Annotated in this window: 16 protein-coding genes; 5 read left to right on the top strand and 11 right to left on the bottom strand. The window is 59.1% G+C overall.

The features are described from left to right. Nucleotides 1-29: 29 nt before the first annotated feature. The 6 genes from HW561_RS15270 to HW561_RS15245 form a co-directional block, all read right to left on the bottom strand. Nucleotides 30-509 (bottom strand): DUF2269 family protein, encoded by a 480-nt coding sequence (locus HW561_RS15270; RefSeq protein WP_176866202.1) that lies wholly within the window; start codon nt 507-509, stop codon nt 30-32. After that, the gene (locus tag HW561_RS15265; RefSeq protein WP_176866201.1) at nt 509-1,825 is read right to left on the bottom strand and encodes an SDR family oxidoreductase; all 1,317 of its coding nucleotides are present in this window, start codon (nt 1,823-1,825) and stop codon (nt 509-511) included. Before HW561_RS15265 ends, HW561_RS15270 begins: the two co-directional genes overlap by 1 nt. Before the next feature lie 85 nt (nt 1,826-1,910). Continuing rightward, the gene (locus HW561_RS15260; protein WP_176866200.1) at nt 1,911-2,621 is read right to left on the bottom strand and encodes a VIT1/CCC1 transporter family protein; all 711 of its coding nucleotides are present in this window, start codon (nt 2,619-2,621) and stop codon (nt 1,911-1,913) included. A gap of 59 nt (nt 2,622-2,680) precedes the next feature. After that, nucleotides 2,681-3,670, bottom strand: coding sequence for a YcjF family protein (locus tag HW561_RS15255; protein ID WP_176866199.1), 990 nt, complete (start codon nt 3,668-3,670; stop codon nt 2,681-2,683). After that, nucleotides 3,663-4,118 carry a GNAT family N-acetyltransferase gene (locus tag HW561_RS15250; protein ID WP_176866198.1) on the bottom strand — a complete coding sequence of 152 codons (456 nt, stop codon included), beginning with the start codon at nt 4,116-4,118 and terminating at the stop codon, nt 3,663-3,665. Before HW561_RS15250 ends, HW561_RS15255 begins: the two co-directional genes overlap by 8 nt. After that, nucleotides 4,115-5,530, bottom strand: coding sequence for a YcjX family GTP-binding protein (locus HW561_RS15245; protein WP_176866197.1), 1,416 nt, complete (start codon nt 5,528-5,530; stop codon nt 4,115-4,117). Before HW561_RS15245 ends, HW561_RS15250 begins: the two co-directional genes overlap by 4 nt. A gap of 108 nt (nt 5,531-5,638) precedes the next feature. Here HW561_RS15245 and truA point away from each other — a divergent pair, with 108 nt between their 5' ends. Further along, nucleotides 5,639-6,406, top strand: coding sequence for a tRNA pseudouridine(38-40) synthase TruA (truA, locus tag HW561_RS15240; protein ID WP_176866196.1), 768 nt, complete (start codon nt 5,639-5,641; stop codon nt 6,404-6,406). Between the two features lies 1 nt (nt 6,407). On the opposite strand, the gene HW561_RS15235 is transcribed toward truA, so the two are convergent. From HW561_RS15235 to HW561_RS15220, 4 genes are read right to left on the bottom strand one after another with little or no spacing between them, the layout of a single operon-like run. After that, nucleotides 6,408-7,319: a nickel/cobalt transporter gene (locus HW561_RS15235; RefSeq protein ID WP_176866195.1), complete on the bottom strand. Its 912-nt coding sequence runs from the start codon at nt 7,317-7,319 to the stop codon at nt 6,408-6,410. Next, a complete protein-coding gene (locus tag HW561_RS15230; RefSeq protein ID WP_235962926.1) occupies nt 7,304-7,996 on the bottom strand; it encodes a DUF1007 family protein in 693 nt (230 codons plus the stop codon). The genes HW561_RS15235 and HW561_RS15230 overlap by 16 nt, the downstream gene beginning before the upstream one ends. A gap of 29 nt (nt 7,997-8,025) precedes the next feature. Beyond that, a complete protein-coding gene (locus HW561_RS15225; RefSeq protein WP_176866194.1) occupies nt 8,026-8,826 on the bottom strand; it encodes a thioesterase family protein in 801 nt (266 codons plus the stop codon). Between the two features lie 13 nt (nt 8,827-8,839). Continuing rightward, the gene (locus tag HW561_RS15220; protein ID WP_176866193.1) at nt 8,840-10,075 is read right to left on the bottom strand and encodes an acyl-CoA dehydrogenase family protein; all 1,236 of its coding nucleotides are present in this window, start codon (nt 10,073-10,075) and stop codon (nt 8,840-8,842) included. Between the two features lie 126 nt (nt 10,076-10,201). Here HW561_RS15220 and HW561_RS15215 point away from each other — a divergent pair, with 126 nt between their 5' ends. Beyond that, nucleotides 10,202-11,137 carry a 2-hydroxyacid dehydrogenase gene (locus tag HW561_RS15215; RefSeq protein ID WP_176866192.1) on the top strand — a complete coding sequence of 312 codons (936 nt, stop codon included), beginning with the start codon at nt 10,202-10,204 and terminating at the stop codon, nt 11,135-11,137. 8 nt (nt 11,138-11,145) lie between these two features. Here the strand turns inward: HW561_RS15215 and HW561_RS15210 are convergent, their stop codons facing one another. Then, nucleotides 11,146-11,502, bottom strand: coding sequence for a hypothetical protein (locus tag HW561_RS15210; protein ID WP_176866191.1), 357 nt, complete (start codon nt 11,500-11,502; stop codon nt 11,146-11,148). A 175-nt stretch (nt 11,503-11,677) separates the two neighbouring features. Between HW561_RS15210 and HW561_RS15205 the strand changes: the two genes are divergently transcribed. The 3 genes from HW561_RS15205 to HW561_RS15195 all read left to right on the top strand — a co-directional run bounded on the left by HW561_RS15205 (nt 11,678) and on the right by HW561_RS15195 (nt 13,977). Next, nucleotides 11,678-12,511 (top strand): bifunctional allantoicase/(S)-ureidoglycine aminohydrolase, encoded by an 834-nt coding sequence (locus HW561_RS15205; RefSeq protein WP_176866190.1) that lies wholly within the window; start codon nt 11,678-11,680, stop codon nt 12,509-12,511. A 101-nt stretch (nt 12,512-12,612) separates the two neighbouring features. After that, nucleotides 12,613-12,936, top strand: a complete 324-nt coding sequence (locus HW561_RS15200) for a hypothetical protein (protein WP_176866189.1) — start codon at nt 12,613-12,615, stop codon at nt 12,934-12,936. A gap of 54 nt (nt 12,937-12,990) precedes the next feature. Continuing rightward, the gene (locus tag HW561_RS15195; protein ID WP_176866188.1) at nt 12,991-13,977 is read left to right on the top strand and encodes a type I glyceraldehyde-3-phosphate dehydrogenase; all 987 of its coding nucleotides are present in this window, start codon (nt 12,991-12,993) and stop codon (nt 13,975-13,977) included. Nucleotides 13,978-14,015: the final 38 nt, after the last annotated feature.

The following is a 14,015-nucleotide window of genomic DNA, read 5'->3' as shown; positions in this document are numbered from 1 at the left end:
GGTTTCAAGATGTTGTATAGTCATGCCCGCTAAAGCGCTGAAATCGCGGGCCGGGCGATCATTAGCCATAGAATTGTCAGAACCGCCAGAAAGGCCGGAACACCGCACACAAACCAGATGCGGAACAGGCGGTCATAGCTCCGAGGTAACGCGGTATCCTCATCAACGGCAACCTGCGCATAGTCGCGCAATTTGATCTGTATCCAGACCACCGGCAACCAGAAAAACCCCGTCAGGACATAAAGCACCAGCGACAGGGCAATCCACCCCTCGGTCAGCGACCATCCCAACTGCCATGCAAGCAGCGCACCGGTCACCGGCTGCAGAATCACAGCAGTGGTCGTGAACAGCAGGTCGGCCACCACTACGATACCGGCGGTATGGGCAATAAAACGTGGGTCCCGACTGCGATGCGCCATCAGCATGAAAAAGGCGATGCCCGCCCCTGTCCCCAGCAAGACGCAGGCGCCAATGACATGCAGCCAGCGCAGGATCAGGTCCGGGTCCATCACCGGTTCTCCAACATAGGCAGCGCGACCAGAGACAGCATTATCGCTGGCAAAACCTTCACAAGCGGTCCCAGCGGATCCAACCAAAGCTCGGGCACTGTCAGCGAGGCGGCCAATACATAGAACAGCGCCACACCAGCTTGCGCCACGCAGACACGCGCTGCCCAAGGGCGCCACAGGACGGCCAGCCCCAGCGCGATGTCGATCAACGACCAGAGTATAACGCTCAGAGTCGCCATCGGTGCAGACCAGCCTACCCCGGCCAGAACCTCTGCGGCATCGGTCAGGCCAATCAAGCCGAATAGACCGGAAAGCATCCAGAACAGGCTTAGGATTGCGACGACCAATGGCATCAACAAGGTCATCCGCGCAGTCAACCGGTGTTCGCGGGCACATGGCAGAGACGCATAGATGTCATCCAGCCCGGCCACCGCACGGCCAGTAGCAGCGCGGTAAGGACCAGGATCGCCGGTCACACCCTGCGCCATGACCGTCATCGCGGTGCTACGCAGGGGTGATCGCCAACCCAAACGACCCAATTGATCTGCCACATTGGCAACCGCGCGGGTCAGAACTGGTGGTATCGTCAAAGTGGTGCGCGCGGGCGGAAAGCCCAACCAAGACCGCGTGGCCGCCACAATATCCGAAAGGGGATGAGGAGTATCTTCGACCAGATCATAACTGCCCTGTGGCAGTCGACCCGCGACTGCCGAAGTTACAACACGGCACAGGTCTGGCATTCCGATGCACTGAACTGGCGTATCGGGAAAGGCCAAAGGCTGCACAACCGGCACAGCCGCCAACATGCGCAACAACGCTGTCCCGCCATAGTCCGATTGCCCAATGACAAGCCCCGGTTTCAATACCCACAATGCCACCCCACAGGCGCGAAGAGAGGCGTCGCCGGCTGCCTTGGTGCGCAAGAATTCAGTGTTTGCGTCCTGCTCGGCCCCAATGGCAGAGATCTGGACAATCGCCGTTTTGTTGCGAACGCAAGCTTCACCCATAGCAGCGATTGAGGTGTGATGCGCGGCTTCCAGATCATCAGCACCGCCATCTTGTAACGCGCCCGCACAGTTTACGACGACATCCATCCCAGATAGAATATCTTGCCAATCTTCGGCCCGCAGGAAATCACGCAAATCGCCCTGTATCAGCGTGACCTCGGGCAGAACCCGGGAACCGGTGGACAGATTGCGAACAAGGCCGCTCACCAAGGCACCCTCGGCTTGCAATGCACGTACGACCGCTGCACCGATAAACCCGTAAGCGCCTAACACAAGAACGCTTTTTCCTTGCAACTCAGAATCCGGCATGGGCAATCAAATCCGTTTTTTGGCACAGTATCCAATTGGTCGCCACACACCAGTCACGACCACCAATCTGCGACAAAGCCACCTGTTACGGATGAAACAGAGACCCAACCAGATACGCGATCAAAGCCGCCAGACCGCCGATCAAAAGCGTCTCGAGACCCGACCGCCACCACCGCGCCAGCGACCACCGGCTTTTGACTGCGCCGATGAAAAAGAACACACCCATCGTCATCCACGCGGATACGGGAAACGCATGTTCGACCGACAACAAGAATGGCAACAAAGGGATCATACCAGCCACAAGGAAGGCAAAGAACGTTGCCACGGCTGCTTTCATGGGGTGCGGATCGACACTTCCCAATCCATACTCCCCCTCGATCATCAGGTTGATCCAGTTCTCGCGATTGGTTGTTATCGCTCGTGTTGCGTCGTCCAGAACGGGACCCGTCAGTCCCTTTTGCGCGAGGATTTCGCGCACCTCATCCCGCTCGCCCTTGGGGTAGAGATTGATATGACGTTCTTCAATTGCTCGAATACGCCGGATATTGTCCAGCTCGGCCTTGGTGCCCGAATAGTTGCCCGCGGCCATGGAAAATCCGTCCGCCAGCACGTTTGCCAGACCCAATGCCACAATCACAAAGGGCGACAGGCCCGCCCCGGCGACACCGGCCACAATTGCGAACGTGGTCACTGATCCGTCGATACCGCCATAGACCACATCTCGCAGAACTCCACGCCCTGGCGGGGCGTTGATCCGGGCGGCTATTTCCTGCTGGCTGTGACCGTGATCTGTCATGGCTGGCCCTCCGACACAACCAGTGTGCCGAACGGTGCGCAAAGGGGCTTTGCGTTAGATCAACCCTTCGAGAACAGGCCCTGCAAGGCGCGTTTGATCATGCCACGCGTTGATGGTTTGTGTCTGTCCGAGAATGGCAACGGGCGGCACACCTCCATCGCTGCAACCCCAACACGGGCGCTGAGCGCGCCATTCACCAGCCCCTCGCCAAATCGGCGCGAGAGTTTGCTGAGAACAGATCCACCCAGAACCGGCTCCAGCAGATCATCGCCAACAGCTACGGCTCCGGTTGCGACCAGATGCACAAAGACGGCGCGGGTCAGACGCCAGCTGCCCAGAAACCCGGCCCGCCCACCATAGATTTCGGCGACGCGCCGGATCATTCGCAACGACGCGGCCAAAGCGGTGGCAACATCTGCCAACGCAAGAGGAACCAGCGCAGTTACTGTCGCCACTTGTCGTGCGGCCGCTTCGACCTCGCGGCTGGCGGCGGCATCTAGCGGGGCCAGCAATTCGTCCTCGGCAAGGCTCAGAAGGCCGGATGCGTCAAACTGGTCGGACATCCTCTCAGCCAGCCTATCGCGCGCCCACTGCGTTTCATCGCGCCCTTTGTAGAATGCAATCAACCGGGTCGTGACCGCGCGAGCCTGCGCCAGATCAGCTTCGGCAAGCGCGGTGTCCGCGGCTCGGCGCATCCCGTCGACACGGGACAGGCGGCCAATCGCGGCCAGTTCACGGATCGCGATGATCAGCACTACAAACACCAGTGCCGCAATCAACCCTGTTACGATCCAGCCCAAGACAGGCGCGCGGTTTACAAGTGAGGTCGCAAAGTCCCAGGCCGCGACCGAGATTGCGGCTCCGATGACAGCCAGTGCCAGGCCCCAGAACCACCGTGAAAGGGCGGAGGGTTTGCGGGCAGCCAATCGCGCCGCGCCCCGCATCGCTTGCCCTTGCGGCTGCGCGATATCCGGGACCGGCGGGGCCTGCGCAACATCGGCGGCACGTTCATCCGTTTCGAGATCGATCAGAACCGGACCTTTAGCCATTGTTCAATCCCTTGCTGGGCCAGACATACTTTATGTCCGGCAGGTTCTCGTCGTTGTCTGCTCCGTCGCTGCGCGCGACCTCTGCAAAGCCATTGCGTTCATAGAATTTGCGCGCCGGACCGTTCGCTTGAAAGGCAAACAGGCTGAGCCGATCCTGTTGCGATTTCGCCTGATCCAGCAATTTCTGCCCGATCCCCTGCCCGCGCATGGGTTCTGCGAGATAGAGAGAGTGAATCTCGGTGCCGTTAAGCGCCAGAAAACCGACAACGCCCGCCTCTGTTTCGGCCACAGTGACCCAATCCTGATCAATCATCCGACCACAAAAAGCGATGGTTTCGGCGCAGGAATGAAGCTCGGGCATCCAGTCGTTTTCACGGGCAAAGCGATGCAGAATCGTGCCGACTGTTCCCGCATCCGTGCTGCGGGCTGTGCGGAGGGTCACGCTCACAGCCGGTCTCCGATCAGAAACTGCGCGGCCCGGTCCAGCCGGATATGCGGCGGCCCGTCACCGGGGCGCAAAGTCAGATGGGCCGGGGCGAAGGCCATGAAACCATAATCTTCACCCAGCCACGTGTCGGCCCCGTTCCGCGCCGGGGCCAACAGATGCGCAGGGTCGTCCGGCAATTCACCCGGGTAAAACGCCGCCTGTTTGCCACTATCCAACAACGTACCACGAACGCAGGGCAATTCAGACCCGTTATGACTACGCATTTCTTCGGTTGTGGCGCGCAAAGACGCCATCGACAAGGCGGCTGTTTCAGCGCCTGCAAAACTCGCCCGATCCCGGGCTTCGCGCGTAAGAGCTTCCATGATCGCGGTCAGACGGGGGTGCTGCAGATGGTGCAGGTGATCGGCTTTTGTGGCAGCAAAGAGAATGCGTTCGACCCGTTTTCCCAGCAAAAGCTGGCTGAGCCACGCATTCCGACCAGGTCGAAAAGCCGACAGGATATCAGCCATCGCGCGGCGCATATCCTCGACCGCTTGCGGCCCTTTGTGGATCGCGCCCAGCGCATCGACCAGAACAACCTGCCGGTCGATCCGTGAGAAATGATCGCGAAAGAACGGCTTTACCACCTTAGATTTATAGGCCTCGTAGCGCCTCTCCATCTCGCGCTGCAAGGTGCGGCGTCGGGATGGATCTGAAATCGGCAAAGGCGCAAATGTCAAAACCGGAGACCCCGCAAGATCGCCGGGCAACAAAAAGCGACCGGGTGTGCAATCATAAAAGCCGGCCTCTCGGGCCTTGTTCAGATAGGTGGAAAACGCGGCGGCCAGAGCCTGCGCCGTAGGTTCATCGTGCACCGACGCTGGGTCGGCAGCCCTCGCCTGCGCCAGAAATTCTGCGGCCTCGGTACGCTTTTCGATGCGAGACAGGGTCTCTTGCGACCAATCTTCATAGGATTTTTCCAGCAGAGCCAGATCCAACAGCCACTCACCGGGGTAATCCACGATATCCAGATGCACCGTGCGCGGCCCCTGCAAACCGGCAAGCAATCCGGCAGGGCGGGCTTTGAAGGACAGTCGCAATTCAGACACCGCGCGGGTGCTGTCCGGCCAGTGCGGTTCGGGTCCGGTCAAATCGGACATATGAGATTCGTAGTCGAACCGGGGCACGGTATCGTCCGGCTGCGGCTGCAAATAGGCAGCATTTATCCGCCCCTCTTGCTGGGCGACAAGACCGGTCATCCGGCCCCGGTCCAGCAGGTTCGCAACCAGTGAAGTGATGAATACCGTCTTGCCAGACCGCGCCAATCCGGTGACGCCCAGACGGATGACCGGCTCGAAGAATGTCTCGGACACGCTGTCGCCGATGGTTTCGACGCCGCGCACAAGACTGTCTGCCAGTGAAGAGATGACCAAGCTGTCGCCCCGCAATTATTGTTTTTTCCAAGATAGGTAGAGGGTGCAGCACTTGCCAGCGCTTTTGCCCCCCTTGCCCGTTCGGGCGTGGCGCGGTACCAGCGCGCTATGCCCAGATACGCGTTGAAAGTCGAATACCAAGGGGAACCGTTTGCCGGATGGCAGCGGCAAAAAGAGCTGCCGTCGGTTCAAGGCGCCATTGAAGAGGCATTGTCGCGCATCCAGCCCGGTGCGCACACCATTGCCGCCGCCGGTCGGACGGATGCCGGCGTGCATGCGTTGGGGCAAGTCGCGCATTGCGATCTGGACAATGAATGGGATCCGTTCCGCCTGTCTGAGGCGCTGAACTATCACCTTAAACCGCAGCCGGTTGCCATCGTGAAAGCCGCGCAGGTCGATGACGATTGGCACGCGCGATTTTCAGCTTTAGAGCGGCAATATCTGTTTCGCATCCTGATGCGCCGCGCGCCCGTAACCCTTGACAAGGGGCAGGTTTGGCAGATCAAACATCGGCTGGACATTGACGCGATGCAGGCCGGTGCGGACATGTTGATCGGACGGCATGATTTCACCACCTTCCGCTCGACAATCTGTCAGGCCGCCAGCCCGGTTAAGACGCTGGATGAGTTGCGTGTGGAACAGGTTCAGGGATTTTCCGGCCCGGAAGTGCATTTTCACGTGCGTGCGCGGTCGTTCCTGCACAATCAGGTCCGCAGTTTCGTCGGCACGTTAGAGCGGGTCGGCGCAGGATCATGGACCCCCGATGATGTGCGGGATGCGCTAGAGGCCACCGAGCGGGCAGCGTGCGGCCCGGTTTGCCCGCCGCAAGGTCTGTATCTGGCGCGGGTCGGATACCCCGATCCAGTTTTTGACTGACTCACAGGGCGCGCAACAGCAGACCGCCGGCAAGCACCGCGATCAGTAATCCAGCCACCAATTCAATAGTCGGCGCCAGCACCGAAGCAAACCGCGTGGCCGACGCCGAAGCCAGCAGACCGCCGCGCAAGCCAAACGATGTCCACCCCACCAAGGTCGTGACGGTTGCTGTGCCCAGCGCCATGGCAAAGGCCCCCGCGATGCCGACCAACGCGATGCCCATCTGCCATGTCAGGATCAGCACAAATAACGCTCCGGTACAGGGGCGTGCAGCGATGCCCGCGATCAAGGCTGACGCCTCACGCAGGGTTCCGACTTGCGCCACCTCTTCAGCGCTGGGACCATGGCGATGGCCGCAATCCGAACAAACCTCAGCGTCATGATGATGATCACCATGGGCATGGACCGACTGGCTGCGTTGTCGCTTTGCGAAACTGCGCACCGCCCGGAACACCAGCCAAAGGCCAATCGCCGCGATCGCCCCGTAGCTGATCGGAGCCATGACCTGCTCGGTCGTGTCGACGAGGCTCTCACGCGACATCTGAAACACCAACACTCCGGCGTAAACCAGTACAATCGCCGTCACAGCCTGGCCTAAACTGGACGCCACACTGATCGCCGATAGACGCCAGAACGCAACCCGGCGGCCCAAACCGTATCCGCCGATCAGGACCTTTCCGTGACCGGGCCCTATGGCATGAAAGAACCCATAGGCAAAACAAACCGTCAGTAGCGTCGCGACCGCTTCGGGCTGTTCCGCCCGCGCGGCACGCAAAGCACGTGCAATTTGATTCTGAAATTCGCGCTGTTCGCCAGCGGCCCAGGCAGCGAGATGGTCAAACCCACCGCTACCCCAAAACCACAGCAGCAAGCCGCAGGCGATTGCGACTGGAATAATCAGGTATCTGGACATGAAAGACGGATCTCGGTCGCGAAGTTTTCCCCGACAAGCGGGATGTCATTTTCTTCCAAATCGTAGTCGGCATCCAGCGTTCGTAGAAAGGCCTGCATCTGCGCCAACTGACCATCGATATCCGGGTCAAAACGCTCAACCAGACACGAGACAGGCCCAGAGACTGTCACAGGGCGCGTGAGTTCGTAAGCCGTATAGAATGTTTCGTCAAAAGCCTTGGCAGACAAGGCATTGGCGGGCACGGAACCGCCCTCGACCTTACGTAGATGTGAGGTCACGATGCGTCCATCCTCGGTGGTCGCGCGCGGTTCCTGCGGACGAGATAGAACGACGGGCACGTCGCCCGCAGTCAGTACCAGATCGCCATTGTAACCCTCGACCCATTGCGCATCAAAACCGGTTAGACGGCTCTCCTCGGCCGTGGTCAGAATACCGTCGGCATCCTGATCCAACTTCATGTCTTCCAACACCAACAAGGAATAAAACTCATCATACGCCCAGGTGACGCGTACGTGGGTCAATTGACCGGCCTCATCCACAATGAATTCCAGCCCCGTGTCGATAAAGACATGCGGGTGCGCCATCACAGGGATTGGCAGGCAACAGGTCAGAAGGGTGATCAGCCATCGCATGGCCGCAAGATAGGTCGCAGGGCACGCGGCGGCAATCTGTTTCATGTCCCAGAAGCGAAACCCGGCTGATGTGCTCAGGTCGGAGGAAACAACACCAAAGTCTGCAGGGCCGTTCCGATTGGACCCTGCCTGTCATAGAGAACCGATTGCGACATGCCGATTCCGGATGGTTGCCAGTGAGAGACCGACTCGGAGGCCAGCCAATCCGACACAGGTTCACGATGGATATGCACGCTGAGATCCGTATTCATAAATCCCATCTCAGTCGGCGGCACATTCCAGGAAATGCCGTTGCCACAGTCTGCCAGTGGGCAAAGCGACTGAATCGGCGATTGCTGTTCCCCATCCAGAAGTTGTGGCGCGCGCATCCAGATGGTTTTGGGGCCCGGTCCCTGATTGCCGTCTTTGGGGTATGCCACGTCAACGAAGTGCGCGAATCCGGGCAAGTCATGACGCATCTGCCGGATCGGGAAAGGACCCTCCACGACGTTGTCAAAACCAGCACTTGGGGTCACCACATTCGGAACATCGCCCAGATCCTTCCGCACCAAGTGCATGGTTGTCGCAGTGGCGCACAACGTGTCGTCCAGATCATGAACGGTGACGCGTGTTGTCGCCAGCGTCTTGGTGTGGCGCGTCGTTTCGGCCGCAACACGCAGGCCCGCCAAAGGTAAAGGTCGCAGTAGATCAACCGTCAATCGGGTCATCATTTTGTCAGGCCCGATTTCGGTTTCAGCCGCACGTGCGATCAGGCCGGTGACCGGCCCGGCGTGGCAATGATCGGCAGACCAAGGTCCGCGTACCGGGTCATTGCCGACGAACGTCCCGTCAGCGCTGAGGTGAAAATAGGCCTGCGCCTGTGAGTTCGTTTTCATGGGTATTCCGGCCTCAGACCTTTTCCTGAGTGTGTTTTTTCAATTCGGCCCGCGCCACCTGACGACGATGAACGGCATCCGGCCCATCGGCCAGTCGCAGCGTCCGCACATGGGTCCAGGCGGTTGCCAAAGGCGTATCCTGACTGACCCCTTGCCCGCCAAACATCTGAACGGCCTCGTCGATAACTTTCAGCGCAACACGCGGAGCCACAACCTTGATCTGGCTGATCCACGGCGCTGCTGCCCGTGCATCACCCTGATCCATGTACCATGCGGCCTTGAGACACAGCAGGCGGGCCATCTCAATCTCCATCCGGCATTCGGCGATAATGTCGAAGTTGGCACCCAGCTGGGCTAGCTTCTTGCCGAACGCCTCGCGCTGCATGGACCGTTTGCACATCTGCTCCAGCGCGCTTTCCGCCTGCCCGATGGCGCGCATGCAGTGATGGATGCGGCCCGGTCCCAGACGGCCTTGCGCGATCTCGAACCCGCGCCCTTCGCCCAGCAGGATATTCTCGGCTGGAACGCGCACGTCTGTGAAGCGGATGTGCATGTGCCCATGCGGCGCGTCGTCATGGCCATAGACCTGCATGGGCCGCAGAATTTCTATTCCCGGCGCATCGGCTGGCACGACGATCATCGATTGACGCTTGTGCTTAGGCTGCTCGTCACCGCCAGTCTTGACCATGACGATATATACTTTGCAACGCGGATCACCCGCCCCCGACGACCACCATTTTTCGCCATTGAGCACATAGTCATCTCCATCCCGCACACAAGACATCGCCACGTTGGTAGCATCCGACGAGGCCACGTCCGGTTCGGTCATCAGGTAGGCCGACCGAATCTGCCCATCGAGCAAAGGTGCAAGCCATTGCTCCTTCATTTTCTTGGTGCCGTAGCGCTCAAACACCTCCATGTTGCCGGTATCCGGCGCTGAACAGTTGAATATTTCGGCGCCTAAAGGGGTTTTGCCCATCTCTTCAGCTAAATAGGCGTATTCAACCGTTGTCAGCCCAAACCCCTTGCTGCTGTCGGTAAGCCAGAAATTCCACAACCCGGCAGCCTTGGCTTGGGCCTTGAGACCTTCCAGTATCTCGGCTTGCCGCGCTGTATACTGCCACCGGTCGCCTTTGTTGATTTCGGCCTGATATTCGTCTTCCAGTGGCATGATCTCGTCCCGGATCATGTCGGAAACGCGTTGTAACAGGGCACGATTTTCCTCGCGCAGTCCAAACGACATCATCATCAAATTCCCTCCTGCGGCACTGGAACCGGGCTGTACCTTTGGGTCAGAGGATGGCTTAACTGTCGTGGCACTGTCCAGTTGGGTAACGGGACGTCACCACACTTAATTTTAATGCAGGGGCCGCACATGGCGTTGTTGATCGATACCGGGCTGTCAGACTGGAAACGCGATTCCGATATCGCCAGCGATATCCTTCGGCTGACGCCTGATGCCGATGTTCGGACACCGGACACAATCGGAAACGTTGATGAGATCACGATGATTGCAGTCGTTAACTTCACAAGCGACCATCTTCGCCGGTTGCAAAACCTGAAACTGGTTCAAAAACTTGGGGCCGGGGTAGAGACGATTGTGGGCAACCCGGACCTTCCGGGGCATGTCCGGGTGGCGCGTCTGAAACCGGATGCGCCTGCGCAGGGTATTGCCGAGTGGTTTCTGGCCTACATCCTGCGCGCCCAAAGGCACATGTCATTTCACGAAAACGCCCAGAGCGTGGCGGAATGGCGCCCCAAAGCACCGACCTTTACGCCCGACACCGTGGTCGGAGTTCTGGGGTTAGGCCATATCGGCGACCGTACTGCGCGCATGTTAAACGCAGTCGGGTTCCAGGTCATCGGTTGGAGTCGGTCGCCCAAGCAGATCGAAGGCGTGACTTGCCTGCATGGCGAAGCTGCCTTACCCGATATGCTGAACCAATGTGATCATGTGTGCGCCATCCTGCCGTCCACACCGCAGACTGTGGGATTGTTCGACGCGGGTATGCTGGCCGCCATGAAACCCGGCAGTCAATTGTTGAACGCCGGACGCGGAGATCTGATTGACGAGGACGCCCTGATCGCGGCACTGGATCGTAACACACCCGGTCACGCGGTACTGGATGTAACCTGTCAGGAACCCTTGCCGCAGGACAGCCCGCTTTGGCGGCATCCCGGTGTTACGATTACCCCGCATGTCTCAGGCTGGCATCTGGGTGATGCATTGTCTGACGTGGCCCAGAACTTTCAAAAGCTCAACTCGGGCACGTCTTTGTTGCACGAGGTGGATCGGACTCGGGGTTACTGATCCATGGATCAGGGCGTCATGATCCAATTACCACTGGCATCTTTGCATCGTTGCGTCCTGATTTCGCGCGTGTCGTCCGCCCCCTCGGGCTGAATGAAATGCTGCAGTTGCACGCAGTTGTCTTGCACCCCGTTCACCCGGACTGTGCCTTGGGATCCCGTCTCGGCGTTCATCCACGACTGCTCCTGACCGACACTCGGTGTGCCGTTGGATAACAATGTGGTCGATACCGCGTTCACAACCTCGAAATCAGCAGGGCTCAACCCCATTTCCGCGATGATTCGGGACAACGGCTTGGCCGCAGCGACCTCAACGAATCCTGCAATACTCAGTACCGCCAATGCGAAAGAAATCCGGGCTTTCATGTGCGTCTCGCTTAAATGAATTCAATTTGACCTCAAGGATATACCGCCGTGCGGGTGTGGCCAAGCCCTGCAAGCGCACCTTCAAATTTTTCCGAACAAACCTATCGTAAGGCCAGACCTAGGAGCGTTCTGCCTTTCCCAGCATAGTGCCCGCAAACTGATCTTGAGGCACGCGATGACACATCCGACATACTACGCCCCCAGCGGCGGGCACCCCGGTCAGGACCAGCTATTGACCGACCGTGCCATGTTCACTGACGCATATGCGGTAATTCCCAAAGGTACGATGCGCGACATTGTCACCAGCTATCTGCCGTTTTGGGAAGGCACGCGGCTTTGGGTTTTGTCACGGCCCCTCAGCGGTTTTGCCGAGACCTTCTCGCAGTACATCATGGAGGTTCAGCCCGGCGGCGGCAGCGATCGACCTGAAACCGATGCCCGCGCGCAGGCCGTTCTGTTCGTGGTCGAAGGCGCGGTTACTTTGACCCTCGATGGCTCGGTTCATGTTCTTGAAACCGGAGGATACGCCTATATCCCACCCGGCTCTGACTGGACACTGCACAACCGCACCGACGATGTCGTCCGGTTTCACTGGGTACGCAAAGCCTATGAGGCGGTACAGGATTTGCCCGCACCTGATCCGATCATAACAAATGAACGCAACGTTGCGCCGACCCCGATGCCCGGCACCGAAGGACGGTGGGCTACCACGCGCTTTGCCGATCCTCAGGATCTGCGCCACGACATGCACGTAAACATCGTTACCTTTGAACCCGGCGGTGTGATTCCCTTTGCCGAAACACATGTCATGGAACACGGGCTTTATGTGCTAGAAGGCAAAGCGGTTTATCGGCTCAATCAAGATTGGGTCGAGGTTGAAGCAGGCGATTACATGTGGCTGCGTGCCTTCTGCCCGCAGGCTTGTTACGCTGGCGGGCCCGGTCGGTTCCGGTATCTGCTGTACAAAGATGTGAACCGGCACATGCCATTGTCGCTTTCTCATCGCTGAGAATTGAAAGCCACTCTACACAGGTTTTTGCCCACTGGGGGTTCACATAAGCACGTGAATCTGGTGAAATAACAGTGTTTTTTTACACTGGAGATTGTTTGATGTTACTGCGCGGAACAACGGTGGCCCTGGCGATTTTGCTTGGCCTTTCGGCATTTGACGCAACGCCTGTCGCGGCCAAAGAAGAAACCAAATCCGTCTTTGTCATGAGCCGCACATGGGCGGTGACTCAGATCGCAGAAACACCTGCCGTCTATCGCGCAACCCGCGACAACAACAACCTGAACCCGTTCGGCCCGCCGCCCCGCCTGCGCACCATTCAGGCCATCGCTGCAATCCAGCAGGCCACGGGCTGCAAGGTAATTGTGCCCAGCATGTATCAGAACATCTCGGGTCAGTTCTTCTCGCAGGTCAGTTGCAATTGATGCAGCGTCAGATCGGGCATTGAGGTCGCTCAGGCGGCCTGCCATAGCTTGCGCATGAAACTCGCGATTAATGGATTCGGCCGCATCGGCCGCACGATCCTGCGGCAAGTTCTGGCTTTGCCACAGGAGTCGAATATCGAGCTGGTGCTGATCAACGATATCGCACCGCTGGAGACCTGTGCCTACCTGTTCAAATACGACAGCACCTTTGGCCCCTATCCCGGAACCGTTGCCCAAGGCGACGCGGGGCTGACCGTGGACGGACGCACGGTCCCCATGACCCATAGCGCCGACCTGACACGGGTCGATCTGTCAGGCGTGGACGTGTTACTGGATTGTACCGGGATTGCACGAAGCACGGATGTGGCCCGTCGTGGGTTGTCAGCCGGCGCCGGTAAAGTGCTGATTTCGGGACCATCTCCGGCAGCCGAGGTTACGGTCGTTCTGGGCGCCAACGATGACCAGTTGGGCAGCGCTCGCATCGTCTCGAACGCGTCCTGCACCACCAACGGTCTGGCGCCGCTGATCAAGGTGCTGGATGATATCGGCGGTGTCGCCCTGGGGCACATGACCACCATTCATTGCTACACCAACAGCCAACCGATGGTTGACGCCCCACGCGGCGATCTGGCCCGGTCCCGTGCCGGTGCGCTGTCGATGGTGCCCACCACATCCAGCGCAACCCATCTGATTGACGTGGTTCTGCCGCATCTGGCCGGGCGTATATCCGGCGCAGCCGTGCGTGTACCAACAGCCAGTGTGTCCGCCATAGACCTTGTTGTCACGCTTGAGCAGAGCATGAGCACCGACGCCTTTGACGACAAGTTTCGCCGCGCAATCGATGCCTCATCGGTACTGGGGCGGACCGATCTACCGCTTGTGTCATCCGATCTGCGCGCACGCCCTGAATCTTTGGTTATTGCATGGCCAGAGACCCGGATGGTCGGTGAAAATCAGGTTCGGGTGTTTGGTTGGTATGACAACGAATGGGGCTTTTCCGCCCGTATGCTCGACGTTGCGCGGTTGATGGCAACCGACTGATCCGTCGCTGACACAGCGGGCGGGCTTGCCCGCACGCT

The sequence above is a fragment of the Ruegeria haliotis genome, assembly GCF_013377785.1.
Lineage (GTDB): Bacteria > Pseudomonadota > Alphaproteobacteria > Rhodobacterales > Rhodobacteraceae > Ruegeria > Ruegeria haliotis.
The sequence above is the reverse complement of the archived record's forward strand: the minus strand, read 5'-3'. Positions and strand labels throughout refer to the sequence as shown.

What these genes read in the sequence shown, in the direction of transcription:
- HW561_RS15270 (WP_176866202.1), bottom strand. Translation starts at nt 509, where the DNA reads ATGGACCCGGACCTGATCCTGCGCTGGCTGCATGTCATTGGCGCCTGC.
- HW561_RS15265 (WP_176866201.1), bottom strand. Translation starts at nt 1,825, where the DNA reads ATGCCGGATTCTGAGTTGCAAGGAAAAAGCGTTCTTGTGTTAGGCGCT.
- HW561_RS15260 (WP_176866200.1), bottom strand. Translation starts at nt 2,621, where the DNA reads ATGACAGATCACGGTCACAGCCAGCAGGAAATAGCCGCCCGGATCAAC.
- HW561_RS15255 (WP_176866199.1), bottom strand. Translation starts at nt 3,670, where the DNA reads ATGGCTAAAGGTCCGGTTCTGATCGATCTCGAAACGGATGAACGTGCC.
- truA (WP_176866196.1), top strand. Translation starts at nt 5,639, where the DNA reads ATGCCCAGATACGCGTTGAAAGTCGAATACCAAGGGGAACCGTTTGCC.
- HW561_RS15235 (WP_176866195.1), bottom strand. Translation starts at nt 7,319, where the DNA reads ATGTCCAGATACCTGATTATTCCAGTCGCAATCGCCTGCGGCTTGCTG.
- HW561_RS15230 (WP_235962926.1), bottom strand. Translation starts at nt 7,996, where the DNA reads ATGAAACAGATTGCCGCCGCGTGCCCTGCGACCTATCTTGCGGCCATG.
- HW561_RS15225 (WP_176866194.1), bottom strand. Translation starts at nt 8,826, where the DNA reads ATGAAAACGAACTCACAGGCGCAGGCCTATTTTCACCTCAGCGCTGAC.
- HW561_RS15220 (WP_176866193.1), bottom strand. Translation starts at nt 10,075, where the DNA reads ATGATGATGTCGTTTGGACTGCGCGAGGAAAATCGTGCCCTGTTACAA.
- HW561_RS15215 (WP_176866192.1), top strand. Translation starts at nt 10,202, where the DNA reads ATGGCGTTGTTGATCGATACCGGGCTGTCAGACTGGAAACGCGATTCC.
- HW561_RS15210 (WP_176866191.1), bottom strand. Translation starts at nt 11,502, where the DNA reads ATGAAAGCCCGGATTTCTTTCGCATTGGCGGTACTGAGTATTGCAGGA.
- HW561_RS15205 (WP_176866190.1), top strand. Translation starts at nt 11,678, where the DNA reads ATGACACATCCGACATACTACGCCCCCAGCGGCGGGCACCCCGGTCAG.
- HW561_RS15200 (WP_176866189.1), top strand. Translation starts at nt 12,613, where the DNA reads ATGTTACTGCGCGGAACAACGGTGGCCCTGGCGATTTTGCTTGGCCTT.
- HW561_RS15195 (WP_176866188.1), top strand. Translation starts at nt 12,991, where the DNA reads ATGAAACTCGCGATTAATGGATTCGGCCGCATCGGCCGCACGATCCTG.